This window comes from Novosphingobium sp. NBM11 (assembly GCF_015390225.1).
Classification (GTDB): Bacteria; Pseudomonadota; Alphaproteobacteria; order Sphingomonadales; family Sphingomonadaceae; genus Novosphingobium.
The window spans coordinates 3,458,247-3,482,402 of the sequence record NZ_VUOG01000001.1 but is presented as its reverse complement, the minus strand read 5'-3'; the positions used below and the strand labels follow the sequence as shown (position 1 = coordinate 3,482,402).

At 66.0% G+C, this 24,156-nt stretch carries 19 protein-coding genes and 3 pseudogenes; 6 read left to right on the top strand and 16 right to left on the bottom strand.

Annotation, left to right across the window (positions count from 1 at the left end):
• Nucleotide 1: 1 nt before the first annotated feature.
• The 8 genes and pseudogenes from F1640_RS16915 to F1640_RS16880 all read right to left on the bottom strand — a co-directional run.
• A pseudogene (locus tag F1640_RS16915) lies at nucleotides 2-661 on the bottom strand (complex I 24 kDa subunit family protein); the annotation flags it as partial.
• Nucleotides 661-984 carry a nuclear transport factor 2 family protein gene (locus tag F1640_RS16910; protein WP_194921505.1) on the bottom strand — a complete coding sequence of 108 codons (324 nt, stop codon included), beginning with the start codon at nucleotides 982-984 and terminating at the stop codon, nucleotides 661-663. The gene F1640_RS16910 and the pseudogene F1640_RS16915, both read right to left, overlap by 1 nt.
• Nucleotides 985-1,022: 38 nt before the next feature.
• Nucleotides 1,023-2,234, bottom strand: a complete 1,212-nt coding sequence (locus tag F1640_RS16905; protein WP_194920247.1) for an NADH-quinone oxidoreductase subunit D — start codon at nucleotides 2,232-2,234, stop codon at nucleotides 1,023-1,025.
• A complete protein-coding gene (locus tag F1640_RS16900; protein WP_194920245.1) occupies nucleotides 2,231-3,049 on the bottom strand; it encodes an NADH-quinone oxidoreductase subunit C in 819 nt (272 codons plus the stop codon). Before F1640_RS16900 ends, F1640_RS16905 begins: the two co-directional genes overlap by 4 nt.
• 10 nt (nucleotides 3,050-3,059) lie before the next feature.
• Nucleotides 3,060-3,620: an NADH-quinone oxidoreductase subunit B family protein gene (locus F1640_RS16895; protein WP_124807925.1), complete on the bottom strand. Its 561-nt coding sequence runs from the start codon at nucleotides 3,618-3,620 to the stop codon at nucleotides 3,060-3,062.
• Entirely contained in the window at nucleotides 3,617-3,991 is a 375-nt protein-coding gene (locus F1640_RS16890; protein WP_124807926.1) for an NADH-quinone oxidoreductase subunit A, read from the bottom strand. The genes F1640_RS16895 and F1640_RS16890 overlap by 4 nt, the downstream gene beginning before the upstream one ends.
• A gap of 161 nt (nucleotides 3,992-4,152) precedes the next feature.
• Nucleotides 4,153-5,583 carry a coniferyl aldehyde dehydrogenase gene (locus F1640_RS16885; protein WP_125955063.1) on the bottom strand — a complete coding sequence of 477 codons (1,431 nt, stop codon included), beginning with the start codon at nucleotides 5,581-5,583 and terminating at the stop codon, nucleotides 4,153-4,155.
• A gap of 38 nt (nucleotides 5,584-5,621) precedes the next feature.
• Nucleotides 5,622-6,392, bottom strand: a complete 771-nt coding sequence (locus F1640_RS16880; RefSeq protein WP_309229288.1) for a prepilin peptidase — start codon at nucleotides 6,390-6,392, stop codon at nucleotides 5,622-5,624.
• A gap of 198 nt (nucleotides 6,393-6,590) precedes the next feature.
• Between F1640_RS16880 and F1640_RS16875 the strand changes: the two genes are divergently transcribed.
• Nucleotides 6,591-7,787, top strand: a complete 1,197-nt coding sequence (locus F1640_RS16875; RefSeq protein WP_125955062.1) for an acetyl-CoA C-acyltransferase — start codon at nucleotides 6,591-6,593, stop codon at nucleotides 7,785-7,787.
• Nucleotides 7,788-7,815: 28 nt separating this feature from the next.
• Here F1640_RS16875 and F1640_RS16870 read toward each other — a convergent pair whose 3' ends face one another.
• Nucleotides 7,816-8,292, bottom strand: a complete 477-nt coding sequence (locus F1640_RS16870; protein ID WP_255504720.1) for an SH3 domain-containing protein — start codon at nucleotides 8,290-8,292, stop codon at nucleotides 7,816-7,818.
• 118 nt (nucleotides 8,293-8,410) lie between these two features.
• Between F1640_RS16870 and F1640_RS16865 the strand changes: the two genes are divergently transcribed.
• The 3 genes from F1640_RS16865 to F1640_RS16855 all read left to right on the top strand — a co-directional run bounded on the left by F1640_RS16865 (nucleotide 8,411) and on the right by F1640_RS16855 (nucleotide 11,466).
• A complete protein-coding gene (locus F1640_RS16865; protein WP_194920244.1) occupies nucleotides 8,411-9,454 on the top strand; it encodes a D-glycerate dehydrogenase in 1,044 nt (347 codons plus the stop codon).
• Between the two features lie 108 nt (nucleotides 9,455-9,562).
• On the top strand, nucleotides 9,563-10,870 hold the full coding sequence (locus F1640_RS16860; protein WP_375336194.1) for an ammonium transporter: 1,308 nt from the start codon (nucleotides 9,563-9,565) through the stop codon (nucleotides 10,868-10,870).
• 140 nt (nucleotides 10,871-11,010) lie between these two features.
• Nucleotides 11,011-11,466 (top strand): PilZ domain-containing protein, encoded by a 456-nt coding sequence (locus F1640_RS16855; protein WP_194920238.1) that lies wholly within the window; start codon nucleotides 11,011-11,013, stop codon nucleotides 11,464-11,466.
• A gap of 40 nt (nucleotides 11,467-11,506) precedes the next feature.
• Here the strand turns inward: F1640_RS16855 and F1640_RS16850 are convergent.
• The 6 genes and pseudogenes from F1640_RS16850 to F1640_RS16825 all read right to left on the bottom strand — a co-directional run bounded on the left by F1640_RS16850 (nucleotide 11,507) and on the right by F1640_RS16825 (nucleotide 19,018).
• Nucleotides 11,507-12,929: pseudogene (locus tag F1640_RS16850) on the bottom strand (NAD(P)H-dependent flavin oxidoreductase).
• A 9-nt stretch (nucleotides 12,930-12,938) separates the two neighbouring features.
• Nucleotides 12,939-13,683: pseudogene (locus F1640_RS16845) on the bottom strand (class I SAM-dependent methyltransferase).
• Nucleotides 13,684-13,697: 14 nt separating this feature from the next.
• Complete coding sequence (gene prfB / locus F1640_RS16840) at nucleotides 13,698-14,825, bottom strand: peptide chain release factor 2 (RefSeq protein WP_194920237.1); 1,128 nt, start codon at nucleotides 14,823-14,825, stop codon at nucleotides 13,698-13,700.
• A 114-nt stretch (nucleotides 14,826-14,939) separates the two neighbouring features.
• Nucleotides 14,940-15,488 (bottom strand): peroxiredoxin, encoded by a 549-nt coding sequence (locus F1640_RS16835; protein WP_124807935.1) that lies wholly within the window; start codon nucleotides 15,486-15,488, stop codon nucleotides 14,940-14,942.
• A gap of 88 nt (nucleotides 15,489-15,576) precedes the next feature.
• On the bottom strand, nucleotides 15,577-18,090 hold the full coding sequence (locus tag F1640_RS16830) for a penicillin-binding protein 1A (RefSeq protein WP_194920234.1): 2,514 nt from the start codon (nucleotides 18,088-18,090) through the stop codon (nucleotides 15,577-15,579).
• 52 nt (nucleotides 18,091-18,142) lie between these two features.
• Nucleotides 18,143-19,018 (bottom strand): N-acetylmuramoyl-L-alanine amidase, encoded by an 876-nt coding sequence (locus F1640_RS16825; RefSeq protein ID WP_124807937.1) that lies wholly within the window; start codon nucleotides 19,016-19,018, stop codon nucleotides 18,143-18,145.
• Between the two features lie 655 nt (nucleotides 19,019-19,673).
• Between F1640_RS16825 and F1640_RS16820 the strand changes: the two genes are divergently transcribed.
• On the top strand, nucleotides 19,674-22,427 hold the full coding sequence (locus tag F1640_RS16820; RefSeq protein WP_194920232.1) for a ribonuclease E/G: 2,754 nt from the start codon (nucleotides 19,674-19,676) through the stop codon (nucleotides 22,425-22,427).
• 73 nt (nucleotides 22,428-22,500) lie between these two features.
• Here F1640_RS16820 and F1640_RS16815 read toward each other — a convergent pair whose 3' ends face one another.
• Nucleotides 22,501-23,133 carry a class I SAM-dependent methyltransferase gene (locus F1640_RS16815; protein ID WP_194920231.1) on the bottom strand — a complete coding sequence of 211 codons (633 nt, stop codon included), beginning with the start codon at nucleotides 23,131-23,133 and terminating at the stop codon, nucleotides 22,501-22,503.
• A 237-nt stretch (nucleotides 23,134-23,370) separates the two neighbouring features.
• On the opposite strand from F1640_RS16815, the gene F1640_RS16810 reads away from it, so the two are divergent.
• Complete coding sequence (locus F1640_RS16810; RefSeq protein ID WP_124807940.1) at nucleotides 23,371-24,153, top strand: succinate dehydrogenase iron-sulfur subunit; 783 nt, start codon at nucleotides 23,371-23,373, stop codon at nucleotides 24,151-24,153.
• Nucleotides 24,154-24,156: the final 3 nt, after the last annotated feature.

Sequence of the window (24,156 nt, the reverse complement as noted above, 5' to 3'; positions counted from 1 at the left end):
TCCCCCGATAATCGTGGTTTTCACCGACCATCGCGGTCAGGTTGCTGAGCGCGCCGGCCGGCTCCACCGTGTGGCGGCCGGGAAGCTGCGTACCGGTCTTGGGCTGCTTGCCCGCCGCCAGTTCGTCAAGGATGCGTTCCATGTCGGCGGGGGTCAGATCCTCGTAGTTGTCGTCGTTGATCTGGACCATCGGGGCCGAAGCGCAGTTGCCCATGCATTCGACCTCGGTGAACGACCAGAGGCCGTCATCGGTGATGTGCCCCGCCTTCATCCCGCGCTTCTTGCACGCGGCGATGATGTCGTCCGACCCGCGCAGCATGCACGGCGTGGTGCCGCAGACCTGGACGTGGAAACGGCCGATCGGCGCGATGTTGTACATCGTGTAGAACGTCGCGACCTCGACCACGCGAATGATCGGCATGGAGAGATAGGCGGCGACGTATTCCATCACCGGGATCGGCAGCCAGCCTTGCGTGTTCAGTTCCGCGCCGACCTGCCGCTGGGCCAGATCGAGCAGCGGCATCACCGCCGAGCGCTGCCGCCCTTCGGGATAGCGCGCCACGATCTCTTTCGCCTTCTCCGCGTTCTCGGCAGTCCAGGCAAAGGCGCCCCAGCGGGCGCGCAATTCCGGGGTATCCGGTTCGATATAGCGGTCAGCCATCAGCGAATAAACTCCACTCGAGAGCACTTGTCGCCCTCGAAAGTATAGACTGCGATCACGTCGAACGGTTCGACCAGCGCCGATCCGTCGGTGGCGGGGCCGCGCGTGACGTGTTCGCGCATCAGCACGTAGTTGCCGATCGCCTGCGCGTCCCGGATCTCGGCATGGTTCTGCGGCCAGCGGGCGAACGCGGCGGCAAGGCCGGAACGCGTGCCTTCCTTGCCCTCGCGCACCACATCGCCGCGATAGTTCGCCTCGCAGGCGTCTTCGGTCATGTAGGCGACGTAGGTGTCCACATCCTGCGCGTTGTAGGCCGCGATCATTGCCTTCGCGGTGCGCAGGTTGGATTCTTCGGGGCTGCTCACCGGTCGCACTCCCCGAACACCACGTCGATGGCGCCAAGGATCGCGGTCGCGTCGGGCAGCATGTGGCCCTTGCACATGAAGTCCATCGCCTGAAGGTGGCTGAACGCCGTCGGCCGGATCTTGCAGCGGTACGGCTTGTTGCTGCCATCCGATACAAGATAGACGCCGAATTCGCCCTTGGGGCTTTCGGTGGCGACATAGACTTCGCCGGCCGGAACGTGAAAGCCTTCCGAATAGAGCTTGAAGTGATGGATCAGCGATTCCATCGAGCTCTTCATCTCGCCGCGCTTGGGCGGAACCACCTTGCGGTCGGTCGAGCTGACCGGGCCTTCGGGCATTTCGGCCAGGCACTGCTTCATGATCCGCGCGGACTGGCGGACTTCCTCCACGCGCACCATGAAGCGATCATAGCAATCGCCGCTGGTGCCGACCGGAATTTCAAAGTCCATGCGGTCATAGACGTCATAGGGCTGCGCCTTGCGCAAATCCCACGCGATGCCCGAGCCGCGGATCATCGGGCCGGAAAAGCCCCAGCGGATCGCGTCTTCCTTGCTGACCACCGCGATATCGACGTTGCGCTGCTTGAAGATGCGGTTGTCGATGAGGAGGCTCATCGCGTCCTCGAACAGCTGCGGCAGGCGCGTGTCGAGCCAGTCGCCGATGTCGGTCAGCAGCTTCAGCGGCACGTCCTGGTGCACGCCGCCGGGGCGGAACCAGGCCGAATGCATCCGCGCGCCCGAAGCGCGCTCGAAGAAGTTGAGGCAGTCCTCGCGGATTTCGAACAGCCACAGGTTCGGCGTCATCGCGCCCACGTCCATGACGTGCGACCCGATGTTGAGCATGTGGTTGCAGATGCGCGTCAGCTCCGCGAACAGCACGCGCAGGTACTGACCGCGCAGCGGCACCTCGAGGTTGAGCAGCTTTTCGACCGCGAGCACGTAGGAGTGCTCCATGCCCAGCGGCGAGCAGTAGTCGAGCCGGTCGAAGTACGGCAGCGCCTGGGTATAGGTCTTGTACTCGATCAGCTTTTCGGTGCCGCGGTGAAGCAGGCCGACGTGCGGATCGATCCGTTCGATGATCTCGCCGTCCAGCTCCATGACCATGCGCAGCACGCCGTGCGCCGCCGGGTGCTGGGGGCCGAAGTTGATCGTGTAGTTGGTGATGACCTCGTCGCCGGTGGTCGGCGATTCTTCGAGCTGGAAGCTCATGCGCCGTCTCCTTCAACCTTGCGGTCGGTCTTTGCCGGAGCGCCGGGTTCGTCCTTGGCCGTCGTCTTGGGCGCGCCTGCGACCGGCTTCGCCGCTTCGGCATTGGCCTTGTCGCCCGCGCCGGTATCGGCGGGCTTTTCGGTGACCTTCGGCGTATCAACCTTGGGCGCAGGGGCGGGCGCCGCCGGCGCGGGCGAAGCCGCCGCCTTTTCATCGCCCGGCAGCACGTATTCCGCGCCTTCCCACGGGCTCATGAAATCGAACTGCCGCAGGTCCTGCGCCAGCTCGACGGGTTCATAGACCACGCGCTTGTCCTCTTCGGAATAGCGCAGCTCGACATAGCCGGTCAGCGGGAAGTCCTTGCGGAACGGATGCCCCTGGAAGCCGTAGTCGGTGAGGATGCGGCGCAGGTCCGGATGGCCGGCGAACAGCACGCCGAACATGTCGTAAACCTCGCGCTCGTACCAGCCGGCGACGGGCCACAGCGTCGTCACCGTCGGCACCGGCGTCGCCTCGTCCGTCGAAACCTTGACGATCACGCGATGGTTCTTCGTCAGCGACAGCAGGCAGTAGCAGACCTCGAAACGGTCGGGCCGCTGCGGATAGTCGACGCCGGCGATTTCCATCAGCTGCTGGTATTCGTGCCCGTCACGCAGCAGGCGCAGCGCGTCCTCCACGCGGTCGCGCGCGACGGTCAGCAGGACTTCGCCATGCTCTTCCTTCGCCGAAACCAGCATGGCGCCCAGCGCCGCCGAAAGCGTGTCCAGTACGCCTTCGTTCGAGGTGAAGCGCGGGGCGGAATGAACGACCGTCATGCCCTTCTCCTCAACGCTCGAGCGTGCCGACGCGGCGGATCTTCCGCTGCAGTTGCATCACGCCATAGAGTAGCGCCTCGGCAGTGGGCGGGCAGCCCGGCACGTAGATGTCAACCGGCACGATGCGGTCGCAGCCGCGCACCACCGAATAGCTGTAGTGATAATAACCGCCGCCGTTGGCGCACGATCCCATCGAGATGACGTACTTGGGGTCCGACATCTGGTCATAGACCTTGCGCAGCGCCGGGGCCATCTTGTTGCACAGCGTGCCGGCCACGATCATCACGTCCGACTGGCGCGGGGATGCGCGCGGCGCGACGCCGAAGCGCTCCATGTCGTAGCGCGGCATGTTCACGTGGATCATCTCGACCGCGCAGCAGGCCAGGCCGAACGTCATCCACCACAGCGAACCGGTGCGCGCCCACTGGAACAGTTCCTCGGTCGAGGTGACGAGGAACCCCTTGTCCGAAACCTCGGCATTGAGGCTTTCGAAAAACGCCTGATCGGGCGCGGTGATGGCGGAGCCGGCGGCAGCGCCGGTTGCAGTCGGAGCGGTGACCATGTTGCTCATTCCCAATCCAGCGCTCCCTTTTTCCAGGCGTAGGCAAACCCGACGACCAGTTCCGCCAGGAACAGCATCATCGTGAACCAGCCGGCCCAGCCCGTTTCCTTCAGGCTGACCGCCCAGGGAAACAGGAACGCCGCTTCCAGATCGAAGATGATGAACAGGATCGCGACCAGGTAGAACCGGACGTCGAACTGGCTGCGCGGGTCCTCGAACGCGGGGAAGCCGCATTCGTACTCGCTGAGCTTCTCCGCGTTGGGATTGTAGGTTCCCGTCAAGCGGGAAACGCCCATCGGCAGGAACACAAAGGCACTGGAAAGCGCGAGAGCGATCCCGAGGAAGATCAGGATCGGCAGATATTGTGACAGATCGACCAAGGGGCTGACTCGCCTAGCTGGTGTTCGCTCCGCGCCCTAGTCCCGACGCCGCCCGCGCGCAAGTGCCGTGCAGCGCCCGCAAGGGCAGTTTCTCCACCCTTTTGGCCTTCCCGTGCCGATTACAGCCCCGTTTCCGGGCCTCCCGCGATCGTATGCGGGGCTTACTTAAGTTGCATCTTCAGGGTGCGCTGCGTCGCGGCACCATAGGGCGGCCGCAACCCTGCCAGCTTCGCAAGATCGACCTTCGGCTGACGATAGACCGCGCGCGCATGGCTGAACGTGCGGAAACCTTCCACGCCATGATAACTGCCCATTCCCGAAGGCCCGATTCCGCCGAACGGCAGGTCATCGGCCGAAACGTGGAAGATCACGTCGTTGACGGTAACGCCACCCGAGATGGTGCGGGTCAGTACCTTCTCCGCCTCGGCCTTATCCTGACCGAAGTAGTACAGCCCCAGCGGACGATCGTGCGCGTTGACGTAATCGATCACCTCGTCGATCGCGCGATAGGTCTTCACCGGCAGGACCGGACCGAAGATTTCCTCCTGCATCACGCGCATGTCGTCGTTGACGTTGCGCAGGATGGTCAGCGGCATCTTGTTGCCGTTGGTGCCGGCGAAGTCCTCGCCGCCCGGATTGACGACGATCGCCTCGGCGCCTTTCTCTCGCGCATCCTCCACAAGCCCCGCCAGACGATCGCGGTGGCGGCGGTTGATGACCGAGGTGTAGTCGTCGTTGGCGAGCAGCGTCGGATACATCGAACTGACTCCGGCGGCGACCGCGGCGATGGCGCGATCCTCCAGTTCCTCGGGCACCATCATGTAGTCGGGCGCGAGGCATATCTGCCCCGCGTTCATCATCTTGCCCAGCGCCACACGCTCTGCGCTGCGCTGGAGATCGGCGCTGCGGCCGAAGATCGTTGGCGACTTGCCACCCAGTTCCAGCGTGACCGGCACGAGGTGATCGGCGGCGGCATGGAGCACGTGGCGGCCGATCGGCGTCGCCCCGGTGAACAGCAGATGGTCGAACGGCAGCCCGCAAAACGCCTGCCCGGTTTCCGGCCCGCCCGTGATGACGGCCACTTCCTCTTCCGCGAAATAACGCGGGAACAGTTCCTGCATCAGTTCGGACGTGCGCTCGGTAAACTCCGAAGGCTTGAGCATCGCGCGGTTGCCGGCGGCGAAAGCCTGGGCCAGCGGGGCCATGGTCAGCCCGACCGGGAAGTTCCACGGCGCGACGATGCCGATCACGCCCTTGGGTTCGTAGCGCACTTCCGCCCGCGCACCGAGCAAGTTCAGCGGGAAGTTGACGTGGCGCTTTTCCGGACGCGACCAGCGCTTCATCCGCTTCTGCGAATAGCGCACGATGCTGACCGAGGGCATGATGTCGGTCAGCATGGACTGTTCGTGGCTGCGATGGCCGAAATCGGCGCTCATCGCCTTGGCGAACGCCTCGCCATGCTCCTTGAGCATGGTGGCGCAACGCTCCAGCCGGTCGTGCCGCACCGAAAGCGCTTCGGGGCGCGCCGCCGTGAAGGCCGTGCGCTGGCGTTCCAGAACGGCCAGCATGTCCGTGCGATTCGTCTCGTTCATCACAATCCCCGTCCCCGAACCGCTTGTGCCGGTCCGATTTATCCGAAGCCCTGGAACAGGAAGACCGGCCAGCCGGCGGCGGCGAGACAGGTTCCGAGCGGCAGGGCCGTTTGGCGCGAGACCTTACGGCCTCCCGCCAGCAAAGCAACCGTTGCGAGAAGCCCGATCACGCTGCCTCCCAGCAGGGTGGCGACCGTCCCCACCGGCCCCAGCCACAGGCCGATCGCGCCCAGCAGCAGCGGGTCCCCTCCCCCCATGCCTTCGCGGCCGCGCACCCGGCGATAGTAGGCGGCGATCAGCCAGAGCATGCCGAAACCGGCCAGCGCGCCCGCCCCGGCCCACAGGACCGGGCCGCTATCGCGCTCCACCGCCCCGCGCAGCAGCGCCAGCGCGCCCCCGGAACCGGCGAGCGTGCCCACCAGCGGCAAGGGCAGCCAGAAGTGCCGCAGATCGAGCAACGCCAGCAACAGCAGTTGCCAGCCCAGCACCATCGCGGCCAGCGCGGTGCGATCGGGCATGGCGATGACGGAAACCAGCGCCACCGTCGCGCCGCCCAGTTCGCAGCTAAGCTGCCAGCCACCGATCGCACCGCCGCAGGTCCGGCAGCGCCCCCGCTGCACGAGCCAGGACAACACCGGCACAAGCTCCAGCGGGCCAAGCGTCCGCCCGCAATGATCGCAGGCCGACCGCCCTGTCACGACCGACCGTTCCTCCGGCAACCGCGCCAGCGCCGCGCCCAGGAAGCTCCCGACGATCGCGCCCAGCATCGCCGACGCGGACCAGATCAGCGGCAGGCTGGCATATGCCACGCGTTCGTGACTCCCCCGTCGGCTCGATTGCCATGAGCGCGGCGTGGCAGTATGGCCCCGCCAAGTCCAGCCCCGGCGCGATCGCGGCCACAGGAACCGCCAACGAACAGCAACGGATCGTCAGATGGTTGCCGCCCGCCCGGACCGACCCCATATCCGGGTCTTTCCTGACCCGACCATTGAAGGAGTGTGATCGCCATGGCCCAGTTTTCCGCCGCAGATCCGGTCGTCATCCTGTCTTACGCGCGCACTCCGATGGGTTCGATGCAAGGCGCGCTGTCCGATGCCGCCGCTACCGACCTCGGCGCCACCGCCGTCAAGGCCGCCGTCGAACGTGCCGGCGTGGCGGGTGACAAGATCGACCGCGTCTACATGGGCTGCGTGCTGCCCGCCGGCCTCGGCCAGGCGCCCGCGCGCCAGGCCGCGATCAAAGCTGGCCTCCCCAAGTCCGTGCAGGCGACCACCGTCAACAAGGTCTGCGGCTCCGGCATGCAGACCGTGATCATGGGCGCCGAGGCGCTGGCTTCCGGCAGCGTCGACATGATCGTCGCCGGCGGCATGGAAAGCATGACCAACGCGCCATACCTGCTCAAGAAGCACCGTTCGGGCGCGCGCATCGGGCATGATACCGCCTACGATCACATGTTCCTCGATGGCCTGGAAGACGCCTACGAGCCGGGCCGCGCGATGGGCACGTTCGCGCAGGATACCGCCAACGAATACCAGCTGACCCGCGAAGCGCAGGATGGCTACACGATCGAATCGCTGCGCCGCGCACAGGCCGCGATCGCCGAAGGGGCGTTCGTGGACGAAATCGCGCCGGTTACCGTGAAGTCGCGCGGCGGCGATGTCGTGGTCGATACCGACGAACAGCCCGGCAAGGGCCGCCCGGACAAAATTCCGACCCTCAAGCCCGCCTTCGCCAAGGACGGCACGATCACGGCCGCCACCTCCAGCTCGATTTCCGACGGCGCCGCCGCCGTGGTGATCACTCGCCAGAGCGTTGCCGATGCGGAAGGCCTGAAGCCGGTGGCGAAGGTTGTCGCGCTGGCCGCGCACGCGCAGGAGCCGAAGGACTTCACCGTCGCCCCGGTCGGCGCGATCAACAAGGTGCTGGAACGGGCCGGCTGGTCGATCGCCGATGTCGATCTGTTCGAAGTGAACGAAGCCTTCGCCTGCGTCGCGATGTTCGCGATGCATGACCTGGGCATCCCGCACGAGAAGATCAACGTGCACGGCGGCGCCACGGCGCTGGGCCATCCGATCGGCGCCAGCGGCACGCGCATCGTCACCACGCTGATCGGCGCGCTGAAGCGCCACGGCAAGACCAAGGGCGTGGCCAGCCTGTGCATCGGCGGCGGCGAAGCCACCGCGCTGGCGATAGAGCTGGTCTGACCCGCAAGAAAATGGCGGGGCGCCGGCGTTACGGTGCCCCTGCCCCCCAGATGGCCGCTTGCTGGGCATAGCCCTTGCGGCCATTAACATCGAACTGGCACCAGCCGGCGCCGCAATCGCCGATCGTGCCCACCACGCCGGGCGCCAGCCGCCACAGCAGCCGCCCCGAACCGTCGGCCTTTTCGCGCATCTCCGCGACGCCGCCCTTGACCATGCCGGTATGGGCGCGCGCCAGGAACTGGGCGAGCATCCACCCGCGCGAACCGTCCGGGTCCTCCACCAGCCGCCAGCCGCCCATCACGCGCAGCACCTTCATCGGCAGCCCCTTGCGCACGTAGGTCCAGTTGATCCGGTATTCCCGGCCGGGGCCGACGCGCATGTTCGATTCATCCTTGCGCAGCGAAACCCAGTATGGCGCGCCGCCATCCTCCGCGCGCGCGGCGTGGCTGGAAAGACCGGCGGACACGGCAAGGACGCAGGGCAGGACATACTTCACGGCACGCACGACACGGAAACCCCAGACCAAATCCAACAAAAACTTGCCCGCCATGCGATACAGCATTGGCACGACAGGGCAACCACGCGCTTGACCATCCCTGCCCCGCAGGCATAGCGATACGATCATGCCAACGCACCAGAGCGCCGCCGGCGCGCGCACCGCGCACGAAGCCGTCAAACGCCGGATCGAGGGGAAACCCTCGGTCATCGTCACCCGTCGCCTGCTGCCGGAAACCGAACAGCGGATGCGCGAACTGTTCGACGTGACACTGAACGCCGATGACCGGGCGATGACGCGCGACGAGCTCGTCGCCGCAATGCGATCCTGCAATGTGCTGGTGCCGACCGTGACCGACACGATCGACGCCGGGATGATTGCCGAAGCGGGCGACCGGCTGGGCCTGATCGCCAATTTCGGCGCCGGCATCGAACATATCGACCTGGCGGCCGCCCGCGCCCGCAAGATCATTGTGACCAACACGCCCGGCGTCTTCACCGACGATACGGCGGACATGACACTGGCGCTAATCATTTCCGTCGCGCGGCGGCTCAACCATGGCGGCCGCATCCTGCGCGCCGGCAAGTGGGAAGGCTGGGCACCTTCCACGCTGCTTGGCCACCGGCTCAACGGCAAGACGCTGGGCATCATTGGCATGGGCCGGATCGGGCAGGCCGTGGCGCACCGCGCCCGCGCCTTCGGCCTGCAGGTCGCCTATCACAACCGGCACCGCCTGCCCGAAGCGCTCGAAACCATGCTGGGCGCACGCTACGTCGCCGATCTCGACACCCTGATTGGCGATGCGGACATCCTGTCACTGCACTGCCCCGCCTCGCCCGAAACGCACCACCTGCTCGATGCCCGGCGGATCGCGCTGATGAAGCCCGAAGCCTACCTCATCAATACCGCGCGCGGGCAGATCGTGGACGAACAGGCGCTGATCGAAGCGCTCGTGGCAGGGCGTATCGGTGGCGCGGGACTCGACGTGTTCGAGCACGAGCCGCAGGTCGATCCGCGCCTGCTGGCGCACCACAATGTAGCGATCCTGCCGCACATGGGCAGCGCCACGTTCGAGGGCCGCATCGCATCGGGCGAAAAGGTCATGGCCAACATCCGCTTCTGGGCCGACGGACATCGCCCGCCCGATCAGGTGCTGGAAGGCTGGGCCTGACGCCGCCGATCCGGCGCCATCGCCTCCTCTGCCTGTACAGGGCCAAGCGCTTCGCCTAGGGGCTTGAACGGACACCGCATAACCGCAAGCGCGGACGGAGGGGCAAGAGTGCGCAAGTTTCTGGCAACGGCCGCGATGGCCGCGGCATCGGCCATCCCGGCACTGGCGCAGGCCCAGACCGCCACTACGCTCGATTCCGCCGACAGCGGCGATACCGCCTGGCTTCTCGCGGCTTCGGCGCTGGTGCTGATGATGGCCGCTCCGGGCCTTACCCTGTTCTACGGCGGCTTGGTGCGCGCCAAGGGCTTCCTGGCGGTGATGGTGCAGACCGGCGCGATCATCGCCGTTGCCTCCCTGCTGTGGATCGCCGCTGGCTATACACTGGCCTTCGGCGAAGTGACCAATGGCTGGATTGGTGCCGGCAATGCCTGGATGCTGCTCAATCTCGGCAATGTGCGCGGCAGCTATGGCGTGCCCGAAAGCGCGTTCGCCCTGTTCCAGATGTGCTTCGCGCTGATCACCCCCGCGCTGATGGTCGGCGCCTGGGTCGATCGCGCGCGGTTCGGCTGGGTCGTCGCCTTTTCGGCGTTGTGGAGCCTGATCGTCTATGCGCCCGTCGCGCACTGGATCTGGGGCGGCGGCTGGCTGGCGACCAAGCTCGGCACGCTGGATTTCGCCGGCGGCATCGTGGTTCACACCACGGCTGGCGTCTCGGCGCTGGTCGTTGCGATGCTGCTGGGCAAGCGCAACGGCTTTCCCAAGTCGCTGATGCTGCCGCACAGTCCTGCGCTGACGCTGGCGGGCGCCGCGCTTCTGTGGGTGGGCTGGTTCGGCTTCAACGGCGGCTCGGCGCTGGCCGCCAACGACGACGCGGCCTCCGCCATCATCAACACCCACGCCGCCGCCAGCGCGGCGGCGCTGGCCTGGCTGCTGATCGAAAAGCTGACCGTGGGCAAACCCACCTCGGTGGGCTTCGCCACCGGCGCGATCGCCGGCCTCGCCACGGTGACGCCGGCCGCCGGCTTCATCGCGCCGGGTGCGGCGATGCTGCTCGGCGTTGCCGCCGCGGCGGTATGCTATCCGATGATTCTGCTTGTGAAGCACAAGCTCCATATCGATGATTCGCTTGACGTTTTCGCAGTGCATGGCGTGGGCGGCATGCTCGGGTCGATCCTGCTCGCGGTGTTCGTCTCGCCGTCGCTGGGCGGCACCGGCTATGCCGATGGCATGGGCATGGCACGCCAGATCGTCGGGCAGGTCGGCGGCGTGGGCATCGTGGCGATCTGGAGCGCCTTTGCCACCACCATCGCTGCCCTGATGGTTTCGATGGTGATCCCGATGCGCGTCACCGAAGACGAGGAACGGGACGGTCTGGACCTGACCAGCCACGGCGAACGGGCGTGGGAAATGGACTGACGGCGGGCGACCCGGCCTTCCCCGAACGTTCGGGTCATCGTCCCGAAATCACCGTCGATGCCGATTTTGCTTCTTACCCTGCTGATCGATAACGATTCTTTTACCGGCCATTGATACGTCATTTCCGAAGGAGTGATGTGATGGTCCAGCACAAATTGGCGGACGCCCTTGAGGCGAGGACCGCGCATCGACGCCGCCTGACGCTGTCGGTAGAAGCCAATGTCACCGCAGCGGGTACGCCCGTCGACGCCAGGCTGCTCGACTTGTCGGAACGCGGCTTCCTGCTCGAAAGCGATACCGCGCTGGATGAAGGCGATGTGGTAGACATCGGTCTGCCCGAAACGGCCTCGGCCACCGAGGCGGTCGTCGTGTGGACAGCGGGCACGCGCCACGGCTGCGAATTCGTTACGCCGATCAGCCGCGCCACCGTCAGCGCGCTGCTGCTGCGTTCGCCCGCGCTGCATGGCCAGGTGACGATCCCGGCGGACCAGCGATCGCAGGAAGTGTTCTCGCCCCGCGCGAAGTTGGCGATCTGGATCGGCCTTGCCTTGCTGGCATGGCTGCCGATCATCGTCGCCTTCAGCCTCTGGGGCTGAAGGCGCGGCCGCACCACTTACCCGCGCAAGGTCTTCGGCGTCAGTCCCCCGTCAGGATACGATCGACCAATTGCTTCACGCTGGGCGTGAAGTTGTTCGAATAGAACGGGTCCTGCTTGAAACGATAGGCTGCGTGGCCGGCGAACATGAGGTTCTGATCCACCGGGCCGCCGTGCGCGATGTCCTGCAACGTCTTCTGGATGCAGAAGCTGCGCGGATCGGCGAGCCGGCCGGTGGTATAGTCGTCATGATCCTTCCAGGACGAAAAGCCACAGTGGGAAAGACAGCCCATGCAATCGGCCTGATCCTTGCGGATTTCCTCACGCTCGGCGGGCGTCACGAACACGATGGTATCGTCCGGCGTGCGCAGTGCATCGGTATAGCCCGCACCAAACCAGTTGCGCGCGCGATCGAGATCGGCTGGCGTGACCCAGAAGTTCTTGCCCTTCACCCCGACATCGAGTTTGCACGGTGTGTTCGCCCGCCGCGACCTTGGAATAGGGAATCTGGCGTTCCGAACGCGCTTCGAGATTGCGCAGGAAGGGATTGCGCACGGCCGAGCTGTAGAACCCCGTGGGGGAAAAGCGGTGCAGCAGCACGTCGCCCGGTTCCAGCGTGCGCAGATGGTCCTTCCACGCCTGCGGAATGGGGCTTTCGTGCGTCAGCAGCGGCCGCGTGCCGAACTGGAAGGCGATGCTGCCGAGTTCCGGATTGTCGATCCAGTCGTTCCATTCGCGCAGGAACCATACACCGCCGGCCATCACGATCGGCACGTCGTCCGAAACGCCTTCCTTGCGCATCGTATCGCGCAGCGCGGCAACGCGGGGATAGGGATCTTCCGGCGTCAGCGGGTTTTCCGCATTCGACAGGCCATTATGGCCGCCCGCCAGCCACGGGTCTTCATAGACCACGGCGGCCATCAGATCGGAAACCTTGTGGTAGGCCCGCTTCCACAGCGCGCGAAAGGCGCGCGCGGAGGAGACGATCGGCAGATAGTTGACGTTGAACCGCGCCGCGATTTCCGAGAGCTTGTAGGGCATCCCCGCGCCGCAGGTCACGCCGGTAACAAGGCCGCGCGTCTTTTCCAGCACGCCTTCCAGCACCTGCTGCGCACCGCCCATTTCCCACAACACGTTGATGTTGATCGCGCCACGCATGCCGTTGGGGCCGCTGGCGATATCATAGGCGCGCCGCACCTGCTCGACCGCGCCGTCGATCGCGTAGCGGATCAGTTCCTCGTGCCGCTCACGGCGAGTCATGGCGTTGTAAATCTGCGGAATGATCTTGCCTTCGGCGTCATAGCTATCGGCGTTGACGGCGCTGACCGTACCGATTCCGCCCGCAGCCGCCCATGCCCCCGAACTGGCATGATTGGTGGCCGCCACGCCCTTGCCGCCTTCAACCAGCGGCCAGACTTCACGGCCGCCATACAGAATCGGCTTCAACCCCTTGAACGCAGACATAAACCCCTCTCAACGACCCTTCGCGCGCGTGACCTGCCCGGCTTCCAGCCGACACGGCTTTATCTTACCGGGTTCGGGCCGCCTGGGCGCGGCTTCGAACTGTGCATAATAGCCCGCTATTTCGGGCTTACGTTGAAATTCACTCAAGCGGAAGCCCACCGCCTCAAATTCGCAGAACAGAAGCGCCGGCGGCGTTCCGTGCTGTTCGGTCGGCCGGTCCAGATCGACCACGATCACGCGTCCACCCGGCCGCAGCGCGGGCCAGAGGCGCCACAGGAACGCATAGGGCTCCCCCACTTCGTGATACATGTGGATCAGGAACACGCGGTCGAAAACTGTGTTCCGGAATGCGCGGATCGTCGACCGCGCCGGGCTTGATCGACACGTTGTCGAGCCGGTCATGCTCGACGCGCGCGCCCAGCTTGCGCAGCGCCGCCTCGTCGATGTCCTGCGCCAATACGCGCCCCTTGGCGCCGACACGGGCCGCCAGACGGACGGTGTAATAGCCCTCGCCCGCGCCGATATCGGCCACGGTCATGCCCGGCTGGATCGCGGCCAGGTCCATGACCGTCTGCGCTTCCTTGCGGTTGTCGCGCTCCGCCTCGGTGGTGAAGCCACTGCCGCCCGGTCCCGATACGGGCCTGTCCGCACGCGGGAACGCCCGCGCAGTCGGAGCCCGATCCTCGTCGGACGGCCGCTGGCACGACGCCAGCGCCACGCAGGCCACCCCGATCAGGCCCGCCCGCAGGCCCAGGGCAGCCAGCCTGCTCAATCGTCGTCTTCCACGGCGACCTTTTCGCCGGTCACCTTTTGCGAGAGCGCCGCCGCCATGAACGGATCGAGCGCGCCATCCAGCACGTCCGTGGGATTGGTCGAAACCACACCGGTGCGCAGGTCCTTCACCTGCTGGTAGGGCTGCAACACGTAGGAACGGATCTGGTGGCCCCAGCCGATTTCGGTCTTGGCAGCATATTCGCCGCTCGCCGCCGCCTCGCGCTTGGCGAGTTCGGCTTCGTAGATCCGCGCCTTCAGCATGTTCATCGCGGTGGCGCGGTTCTTGTGCTGCGAACGGTCGTTCTGGCTGGCGACGATGATGCCGGTCGGCACGTGGGTGATGCGCACGGCAGAATCGGTGGTGTTGACGTGCTGCCCGCCCGCGCCCGATGCACGGTAGGTATCGATCTTCAGATCGGACGGATTGATATCGACCTCGATGTTGTCGTCGATTTCGGGATAGACCCAGACCGAGCTGAACGAGGTGTGCCGCCGCGCCGAGCTGTCATAGGGGCTGATGCGGACGAGGCGATGGACGCCGCTTTCCGTCTTGGCATAGCCATAAGCGTTCTCGCCCTTGATCAGCAGCGTGGCCGACTTGATGCCGGCGGCTTCGCCGGCGTGGTAATCGACCAGATCGACCTTGTAGCCATGCCGTTCGGCCCAGCGCGTGTACATGCGCTGGAGCATTTCCGCCCAGTCCTGGCTTTCGGTGCCGCCCGCGCCAGCGTGGACTTCGAGATAGGCGTTGTTGGCGTCGGCCTCGCCGGCCAGCAATGCCTGCACCTTGTCGTTGTCCGCCCGTTCGGCCAGCGCCGCCAGCGTCGCCAGCCCTTCGTTGATGGTGGCTTCGTCGTCCTCCATCTCGCCCAGTTCGACGAACTCGATCGCGTCGGCCATTTCCTGGCCGATCTGGTTGACTGTGCCGATCGCGGCTTCCAGCCGGCGACGCTCGCGCATCACTTCCTCGGCCTTCTTGGGATCGTCCCACAGCTTCGGGTCTTCGACGCGCGCGTTGAGTTCATCGAGCCGGCGGACGGCGCGATCCCAATCGAGGAACTTGCGCACCAGCGCCAGCGACGCTTCGATGCGATCGATATGAGCCTGACCTTCGGCCCGCATGACACCTGAACTCCGTAAATGAGCGGAACCGCTTAGCGAAGCGGCGCGCCAAGTAAAGGCCGGTTATCATTGCCCGGCGCCCGCCGATGCGGGTTATGGCGCTCGAAAAGGGGCCTAGCGGCGCGCGCGCAGGCGCTGCACCGCTTCCAGCGTCAGGCGGACGTGATCGCGATAGTCCATGTCCGAATGCACCAGCACGACCCGGCCATCGCGCCCGATCACATAGCTGGTGCGCTTGGTCAGCCCGGTGGACGTGCCATCGCGCTTGAGATCGACGTCATAGGCCGCGATCACCTGCGGCGTGGCGGCGGCCACGGCGAACTTATCGCGGCAGGCTTCGCGCGAAAACTTCTGGAGCGTCGGCAGGTCATCGGCCGACATCCCGACCACGGTGGCCCCGGCGGCACGGAACTGGTCGGTCGCCTCGGCAAAGGCGTGCGCTTCCAGCGTGCAGCCTTGCGTGAACGCCTTGGGGTAGAAATAGAGCACGACCGGGCCACGGCGCAGCGCCTGGCGCAGGTTGAACTGGAACGTCCGCCCGCCCAGCGCGCCTTGCGCCGCGAAATCGGGCGCGCGCGCCCCTTGCGGCAATTCCGCCTGCGCGGCGAACGGGAGGACAAGGGCGATGGCCGCGGCGGCAGCCTTGATGGAGCGTGGGATCATCCCTCTAATATAGCAGGCTCCGCGCCACGCGGGGAGATGCCAAAACGCGGGCTGCCCGATAGGGCGACGAAGCGGGAACAGGGCCGGGTCAGTAGATCCCGCCCTGTTCCTCCACGAAGCCTTCCTCCCCGCCTTCGGGCGCGGCCGCCGCCCCGTGGCGCGCGGCGCGAGCGCGGCGCAGCGCATCGAGCACGGCTTCCTTGGTCGTCAGTTCTTCCTGGTGGATCGTGCGCCGTGGCTCGGTATCGGGCTTGAACGCCTCCCAGATAACCGACGCCTTGGGTTCATCGTTGTTCGGCATGCCGCCGAACACGCGCTTGCCCGAGACGCGATCGATGCGCACCATACGCACGCCTTCGGGCACCGGGAACGGCACATCGGCCCAGCGCGCGCGGGTGGACTGGACGAACTGCTTGAAGATCGGCGCGGCGATGCGCCCGCCCTGGGCATAGCCGCCCAGGCTGCGCGGCTGGTCGTAGCCCATGTACACACCGGCGATGATGTCGGGCGAACCGCCCACGAACCACACGTTCGTGGGCCCGGATGTCGTACCGGTCTTGCCGAACAGTGGCAGGTTGAGATCGCGCAGCGTCACCGCCGTGCCGCGAATGACCACGCCTTCGAGCATGTGGACGACCTGGTAGGCGGTGCGCGCATCCATCACCTGACGGCCCGACGGTTTCAGGCGGGGCATGGGCTTGCCGTCCCACCGCGCCATGTTGCACCCGTCGCACGGCCGGTTGTCGGCGCGCCACACGACCTTGCCGTTGCGGTCCTGCACGAAATCGATCACCGACGGATCGTGCTGGCGCCCATGGTTGGCCAGCGCCGAATAAGCGTTGACCATGCGCAGCACCGTGGTGTCTCCAGCGCCCAGCGCCATCGACAGGAACGGCTTGTAATCGCCGATGCCGACATCGCGGATCGTCTTCACCACGCGATCCATGCCGGTATCGTTGGCGATGCGCACGGTCATCAGGTTGCGCGACTGTTCGAGGCCCCAGCGCATCGTGTGGCTGCCCGAACCGCCTTCACCGCCGAAGTTGCGGAAGCACTTCTGGCCCAGCGCCGCGCCCTGATAGACGCAGAACGTGCCGTCGACGACCATGGAGGCCGGTGTCATCCCGTTATCGAGGCCAGTGGCATAGACGAACGGCTTGATCGTGGAGCCGGGCTGGCGCTGTGCCTGCGTAGCGCGGTTGAACGAGCCCAGCCGCGCATCGAAACCGCCCTGCATGGCCAGAACGCGCCCGCTCTGCGGGTCTTCGACCACCATGCCGCCCGAGACTTCCGGCACGGTCCGCACCGCCCAGGCGTTGCCGTTGGGCGCCACCGTGATCACGTCGCCCGGCTTCATCGCCTGCGGCATGCCATAGAGCGGCCCCGTGGTGCCATCGGCCAAGCCGATCTGGCCGCTATCGCCCCTGCGCGAAAGCACCACGCCGACGCGCCAGTCGAGATAGCGGATCGAGAGGTTGCTGGTGATGAGCTGGGTCTGCCAGTTACCATCGGAGAGGTCGATCGTCGCCACCGGTCCGTGCCACGGCCGCCCGCCCGAATAGCGCAGCAGGCCCGCGCGCAACGCGTCCTGTGCCGCCGTCTGCAACTGGGTATCGAGCGAGGTCCGCACCCACAGCCCGCCGGCATAGACGCTGTTGGGGCCATCCTCGGCCTTTTCGCCGAACTTGTCGATCAGCTGGCGGCGCACTTCCTCCAGGAAATAGCCGGCATCGGCGGTGTAGTTCTCCGCCCGCCGCGCCACCAGGCCCAGCGGTTGCGCCTTGGCCTCGTCCGCCTGCGCCTGCGTGGCCCAGCCGTTGCGGACCATCTGGTCCAGCACCCAGTTGCGGCGCGTCACCGCCTCGTGATGGAACTTGGCGCGGCCATACTTCTCCGGCGCCTTGGGCAGGATGGCGAGAAAGGCCACCTCGTGCAGCTTCAGATCGCCCACATCCTTGTCGAAATAGGCCCGCGACGCCGCCTGCACCCCGAAGCTCTGGCGGCCCAGCGGGATTTCGTTGAGATAGAGCTCAAGGATCTGCTGCTTGGTCAGCACGCCCTCGATGCGCCGAGCCAGGATGAGTTCCTTGAGCTTGCGCGTGATCGAGTATTCGTCGCCCAGCAGGATGTTCTTGGCGACCTGCTGGGTGATCGTGGACCCGCCCCGCGCGCGCTGGCCGGAGCCGAACTTGGTGGCATAATCGAACACCGCGCCAACGAAGCCGGTGTAATCGATGCCGCCGTGCGTCCAGAACGTCTTGTCCTCTGCCGAAAGGAAGGCGTTGATCAGCGGCTCGGGGAAATCGACGAAGCGCAGTTGCACGCGCCGTTCGCGCGCATAGGACGACGCGATCTCGCCATCCGCGCCACGCACCATCGTGGGCAGCGGCGGCTGATAGGTCAGCAGCTTGTCGGCCGAGGGCAGCCCCCGCGCCACGAACACCCAGACAAGGAAATAGAGCGCGACCAGCGCGCCAAGGGCATAACCCCCGAAACGGAACCACTTCCTTTCGCGCCAGGTTTGGCGGAACCATGCAAACAGCCCCGATGCCTCACGGCGGATGCGGTAGCTGATGCTCTTCTGGGGCGTATCTTCGGCCATCGTGCGCGCCCTCTAGCACGCCCTTTCCGTCATAAGCCAGTAGGCGCGCGCATCATGGAGCAATCCCCGCCGCCTCCTGCCGGGCCAGGAAAATCTCCACGGCCTGCGCCACGCGCCCCGCAAACTGCTTGCGCCAGGCGGGATCGATCAGGCGCCGGGCGTCGTCGGGGCTGCTGATATAGCCCGCCTCCACCAGCACCGAAGGAAGATCCAGCGATTTCAGCACGACGAAAGCGGCCTGCCGCTGCGGATTGGCATGAAACGTGACCACCCCCTGCCCTTCCCGCACCACCAGATCGGAGAAGCGCTGCGACCGCTCCCGCATCTCGCGCCGCGAAAGATCGACCAGAATGGTCGCGACCGCATTGGACTTTCCGCCCAGCGCCACGCCGTTGACATCATCGGCGCGGTTTTCGCGTTGCGCCACCAGATCGGCCACCGCATCGGAACCGCGATCCGACAGAGTATAAACCGTTGCGCCGTTTGCGTCCGGCGTTTCCGCCGCATCCGCGTGAATCGACACGAAAAGGTCGGCCTTCAACTGTCGGGCTATGCCGGCGCGTTCCTCCAGCACGAGAAACCGGTCGCTGTCGCGCGTCATTGCCACGCGCACGCGGCCATCGGCGAGCAGCGCTTCGCGCAGCGCCTTGGCGAGGGCCAGCGTGACGTTCTTTTCGCGCAACGTGCCCTCGCCGCTCGCGCCCGGATCGTGACCACCGTGACCGGCATCGATCACCACCAGCGGCCGGCTGGCATCCGCCGGCCCTTCGACGGGTGGCAGGCCAATCCCGCGCGATCCATCAGGCAGCGTCAGCCGCAGGACGTATCCATCGCCGGGATTGCCGATGCGCAGCACGAAATATCCCCACAGCAGCAAGGCCGCCAAAGGCAGCACAAACCCCGCGATGATCCCGACCCGCCGCAACATCGCCATCCGCTATGCAGGTCCGGTTTCGGTCGGTCCAGCCGGAATCGTGGACGGCACTTCCCGCCCGCCCCACACGCATCAAAAATGCCGCCGGGAATTGCTCCGGGGAAATCATCGCCATTGTTTTAATTGCTGGTTTGGATTTGTAATGCTAGCACCCTTCCACCGGGGCAAGCCAGCACCGGCGCCAGCCTTGAATATGCCCTCCCTGCCCCCATTTGACCGGACAGGACGGCGGAACCAGGCAATGTGGAGCCGCTGGCAAAAATCCGGAACGCGGGGATGACGAAGCAGAAACGCTCACTCACCCGCGCCGTGAAGGTTGATGCTGTGATGATGAGCCGAGTTTCGATTGAGCAGAAGCGCCCCGGAAGGGCCGCTCGCGCTTGGTCGATACCGCTTCCGACAGGCCGAAGCCTGACGGAAGCCGGCGCGCGCATTTCGCCGCGCATTGTCAGCACTGCAGACGCAAACCAACCGCCGCCGGGCGGAGAGCGCGACAGGACCGAGGTTCAGGCGCTCCGAACCGGCATTTCCGCATTCGCGATACGTCATGGCCGGGCCATCGCCCGGCTGTCCGGCGTTCGCGCTTCACCAAAGAACCGCGCCCGGTACCCGGATACGATCCCGTGGCGGCGCGGCTGGAGATTCCATAATGACCACGCGCATGCTAATCGATGCGCGCCACCAGGAAGAAACCCGGGTGGCGGTGCTCAAGGGCAACCGTATTGAAGAATTCGACTTTGAATCGGCTGATCACAAGCAGATCAAGGGCAACATCTATCTCGCCAAGGTAACCCGCGTCGAACCGTCGCTGCAGGCGGCGTTCGTCGATTTCGGCGGCAACCGTCACGGGTTCCTGGCCTTCAGCGAAATCCATCCGGATTACTATCAGATCCCCAAGGAGGATCGCGAGGCGCTGCTGGCGGAAGAAGCCGCGCATGCCGAGGAAGAAGCCGCCCTGCGCGCGGCCGAGGAAGACGCGGACGACGGCTTTGGCGATGAAGGCGATGCCTTCGGCGATGAAGAAGGCGTGACCGAAGTCGACACTTCGGAAAAGGACGATGTCGCCACGATCGAAGGCGGCGTGGTCGAAGGGGAAAACGAAGAGGCCGAACAGGACGCCGAGGCGGAAGACGCCTCTGCCGATAACGGCGGTCGCCGCCCGCGGCGCGGACGCCGGCAGGGCCGCGGCCAGGCCAAGGAAGCCGATGAATTGCGCGCCAAGCGCATGGCGCTGCGCCGCCGCTACAAGATCCAGGACGTGATCCAGCGCCGGCAGGTGCTGCTGGTCCAGGTCGTCAAGGAAGAGCGCGGCAACAAGGGCGCGGCGCTGACCACCTACCTGAGCCTTGCGGGCCGCTATTGCGTGCTCATGCCAAATTCCAGCCATGGCGGCGGCATCAGCCGCAAGATTTCCAGCGCTTCGGACCGCAAGCGGCTGAAGTCGATCATCGGCGAACTGGAACTGCCCAAGTCGATGAGCTGCATCGTCCGTACTGCCGGGCTGCAGCGCACCAAACCCGAGATCAAGCGCGACTTCGATTATCTCGCCCGCCTGTGGGACGAAATCCGCGAGCGCACGCTGCATTCCAGCGCGCCGGCGCTGATCCATTCGGACAGCGACCTGATCAAGCGCGCGATCCGCGACATCTACAACCGCGACATCGAGGAAGTGATCGTCGAAGGCGAAGCCGGATACCGTGCCGGCAAGGACTTCATGAAGCTGCTGATGCCCAGCCACGCCAAGCGGGTGAAGCACTATGCCGATCCGGTGCCGCTGTTCCAGCGGTACGGCGCGGAAGACCAGCTTACCGCGATGTACGATCCGGTGGTCCAGCTGAAGTCGGGCGGCTATCTCGTCATCAACCCGACCGAAGCGCTCGTTTCGATCGACATCAACTCGGGCCGCTCCACCAAGGAGCACGGCATCGAGGCGACCGCGCTTTCCACCAACCTGGAAGCGGCCCGCGAAATCGCGCGCCAGCTTCGCCTGCGCGACATGGCCGGCCTTGTGGTCATCGACTTCATCGACATGGAGTACGGATCGAACATCCGCAAGGTCGAGAAGGCGATGAAGGACGCGCTGAAGAACGACCGCGCGCGCATCCAGGTGGGCCGCATTTCCGGCTTCGGCCTGATGGAAATGAGCCGCCAGCGCCTGCGCACCGGCGTGCTGGAAGCGACCACCCGCGCCTGCCCGCACTGCGATGGTTCGGGCCTGGTCCGCACCGCCTCGTCCGCCGGCCTTTCGGCGCTGCGCATGATCGAGGACGAAGCCGCCAAGGGCCGTGGCAGCGTCATCACGCTCTACGCCAGCCAGGAAGCGACGATTTACGTCCTCAACACCAAGCGCGCCGATCTTGCCGAGATCGAGGCCCGCTATGGCGTGACGGTGGAAGTGATCCCCGAAGGCGAGAACGAAGGCGCCAAGATGCGCGTTGCCTCGCGCGGGCCGAAGCCTGAGTTCCAGCCGCGCTTCGAACCCATCGTCGAACCGGAGGAAGACGACCTCGCCGACGAGGCGTTCGACGACGAGGACGAGGAAGAAGAAGCCGAGGCGCGCGGCGACGACCGCGACAACGGCGATGGCAATGGCCGCCGCAAGCGGCGCAAGCGCCGTCGCGGCCGTGGCCGGCGCGACGACGAAACGGCGCAGACCGAGGACGGCCGTTCGGCCGACGACGGCGATGGCGAAACCGAAGCGCGTGATGCTGAAACGGCAGACGATGCCGATGATGCCGAGGAAACCGAAAGCAACGTTGCCGCTGGCGAGGATGCTGAGGGTGACCGCGGCCCCCGCAAGCGTCGCCGGCGCAGCCGTCGCCGCCGTGGCGGCGGTCGTGAAACGGATGGCACCGAAGGCGGTGAAGAGCTGAGCGCGGCGGAAGAAGCGGCTGCTCCGGAAGAAGCGCCGGAAGAAACGCCCCAAGAAACGGTTGCCGAAGCACCGGCTGAGACGGTCACTGCCGAAGCCGCGCCTGCGGACGAGGCTCCGGCCAAGCCCAAGCGCACCCGCCGCAAAAAGGCCGAGGCCGCTCCGGCGGTCGAGGAAGCGCCGGCTGCGGAAACGGCCCCCGCTGAACCGGTTGCCGCCGAGGAAGCTCCGGCCAAGCCCAAGCGCACCCGCCGCAAGAAGGCAGAGGCCGCTCCGGCTGCCGAGGAAGCGCCCGCTGCGGAAGCGGCCCCCGCCGAACCCGCTGCCGCCGAGGAAGCTCCGGCCAAGCCCAAGCGCACCCGCCGCAAGAAGGCCGACGCTACTCCGGCGGACGAAGCGGCAGAACAAGCGCCCGTGGCCGTCGAGGCAGCCGAGCCGGTTGCCGCCGATCCGGCCGCCGACGCCGAAAATGCCGAAGCCGAAGGCGGCGCATCGCGTCGCGGCTGGTGGCAGCGCACGTTCGGCGCCTGACGGCACCCGTCATTGGACAACAAAAAGCCCTCCCCGGACAGCCGGGGAGGGCTTTTTCGTGCAGGCCGGCGCATTACGCTGTCTTGAACGCGCTGCCCCATTCCATCCAGGACGCCCAGCGCGGCATCTTCGGCATGTACCGCTGACCGCTGTCTTCCACGGCGAAGCCCGCCTGCCGGACGGACGCGATCACCGGCCGCGTCAGATGGCATCCCCCCATCAATGGAACCCAGAGCGGCTCCAGCCGGCGCTGCCAGCGCTGCACGCCGGGATCGGGCGCCTGCCCGTGTTCGAGGAACAGCAACCGCCCGCCGGGCTTCAGGATGCGCCGCATTTCGCGCAGGACCTGCGCGGAATCCCCCACCGAGCACAGCGTGTAAGTGCAGACAACCGTATCGAAACTGTCGTCCGCGAACGGAATGGCCTCGCCCACGCCTTCGCGGATATCGGCCTGCCAGCCCTTCCTTTCCACTTCCGCGCGGGCATAGTCCAGCAGCTTGCCCGAGGGGTCCAGCCCGGCGAACGCGGTTACTGCATCGGCATCGTAGAACTGCTGGTTTATGCCCCCGCCGCAGCCGAGCTCGAACACGCGACCGCGCGCCTGGGGCACCACGCCGGCCCGCAATTCCATGATCGCATCGGCGCTGCACGCGCATCGGATCATCCGTGGCAGGATCTTGTCCTCATACCATTGTCTGATACCCATCCCTCTCCCTCTCGCTCGCCTTTCACGCTTCAGTTGCAGAGTGCGCATGCCCACAATCTTCGACAAGCCGGAAACACCGCGCGTTCCGCAGCATGGTTCCGCCAGAGCGACGGCAAGCCGCCCCAACCAATTGTGCGCCGCAAGGGGCATTACCCGTCTGTCCCCCTTGCCCCGCGCGCCGGTTTCGCTAATGACCGACTCGAATTGGAGCCAACCACGCGCAACGGGGACATTTTGATGGCGACCTTCTCGCTTCCGAAGAATTCCAAGATCACCGGAAAGTCCCGTCATCACGCGGCGGCGACCCAGGGGCGGATCCGGAAGTTCAAGGTCTATCGCTACGACCCCGACAGCGGCGAGAACCCCCGCTACGACACGTTCGAGATCGATCTGGACCAGTGCGGCCCGATGGTGCTCGACGCGCTGATCAAGATGAAGAGCGAGCAGGACCCGACGCTGACGTTCCGCCGGTCCTGCCGCGAGGGCATCTGCGGTTCGTGCGCGATGAACCTCAACGGCCGCAACGGCCTGGCCTGCACCACGGCGATCGAGGATCTCAAGGGCGATATCCGCATCACCCCGCTGCCGCACATGGAAGTGATCAAGGACCTTGTTCCCGATTTCACGCACTTCTACGCGCAGTACGCCTCGATCCGTCCCTGGCTGCAGACGGTTTCGCCCACGCCCTCGGGCAAGGAGCGACTGCAGTCGCCCGAACAGCGCGAAAAGCTGGATGGCCTTTACGAATGCATCCTGTGCGCGTGCTGCTCCACCTCCTGCCCGAGCTATTGGTGGAATTCGGACAAGTTCCTTGGCCCGGCGATCCTGCTGCAGGCCTATCGCTGGCTGGCCGACAGCCGCGATGAAATGACCGGTGAACGGCTGGACGAGCTGGAAGACCCCTTCCGCCTCTACCGCTGCCACACGATCATGAACTGCGCCAACGTCTGCCCCAAGGGCCTGTCGCCGGCGCGCGCGATCGCCGAAATCAAGAAGATGCAGGCCGAGCGGGCGGTCTGACCC

What these genes read in the sequence shown, in the direction of transcription:
- F1640_RS16835 (WP_124807935.1), bottom strand. Translation starts at nt 15,488, where the DNA reads ATGATCCCACGCTCCATCAAGGCTGCCGCCGCGGCCATCGCCCTTGTC.
- F1640_RS16810 (WP_124807940.1), top strand. Translation starts at nt 23,371, where the DNA reads ATGGCGACCTTCTCGCTTCCGAAGAATTCCAAGATCACCGGAAAGTCC.
- F1640_RS16815 (WP_194920231.1), bottom strand. Translation starts at nt 23,133, where the DNA reads ATGGGTATCAGACAATGGTATGAGGACAAGATCCTGCCACGGATGATC.
- F1640_RS16885 (WP_125955063.1), bottom strand. Translation starts at nt 5,583, where the DNA reads ATGAACGAGACGAATCGCACGGACATGCTGGCCGTTCTGGAACGCCAG.
- F1640_RS16855 (WP_194920238.1), top strand. Translation starts at nt 11,011, where the DNA reads ATGGTCCAGCACAAATTGGCGGACGCCCTTGAGGCGAGGACCGCGCAT.
- F1640_RS16820 (WP_194920232.1), top strand. Translation starts at nt 19,674, where the DNA reads ATGACCACGCGCATGCTAATCGATGCGCGCCACCAGGAAGAAACCCGG.
- F1640_RS16905 (WP_194920247.1), bottom strand. Translation starts at nt 2,234, where the DNA reads ATGAGCTTCCAGCTCGAAGAATCGCCGACCACCGGCGACGAGGTCATC.
- F1640_RS16900 (WP_194920245.1), bottom strand. Translation starts at nt 3,049, where the DNA reads ATGACGGTCGTTCATTCCGCCCCGCGCTTCACCTCGAACGAAGGCGTA.
- F1640_RS16895 (WP_124807925.1), bottom strand. Translation starts at nt 3,620, where the DNA reads ATGAGCAACATGGTCACCGCTCCGACTGCAACCGGCGCTGCCGCCGGC.
- F1640_RS16825 (WP_124807937.1), bottom strand. Translation starts at nt 19,018, where the DNA reads ATGTTGCGGCGGGTCGGGATCATCGCGGGGTTTGTGCTGCCTTTGGCG.
- F1640_RS16830 (WP_194920234.1), bottom strand. Translation starts at nt 18,090, where the DNA reads ATGGCCGAAGATACGCCCCAGAAGAGCATCAGCTACCGCATCCGCCGT.
- F1640_RS16910 (WP_194921505.1), bottom strand. Translation starts at nt 984, where the DNA reads ATGATCGCGGCCTACAACGCGCAGGATGTGGACACCTACGTCGCCTAC.
- prfB (WP_194920237.1), bottom strand. Translation starts at nt 14,825, where the DNA reads ATGCGGGCCGAAGGTCAGGCTCATATCGATCGCATCGAAGCGTCGCTG.
- F1640_RS16865 (WP_194920244.1), top strand. Translation starts at nt 8,411, where the DNA reads ATGCCAACGCACCAGAGCGCCGCCGGCGCGCGCACCGCGCACGAAGCC.
- F1640_RS16875 (WP_125955062.1), top strand. Translation starts at nt 6,591, where the DNA reads ATGGCCCAGTTTTCCGCCGCAGATCCGGTCGTCATCCTGTCTTACGCG.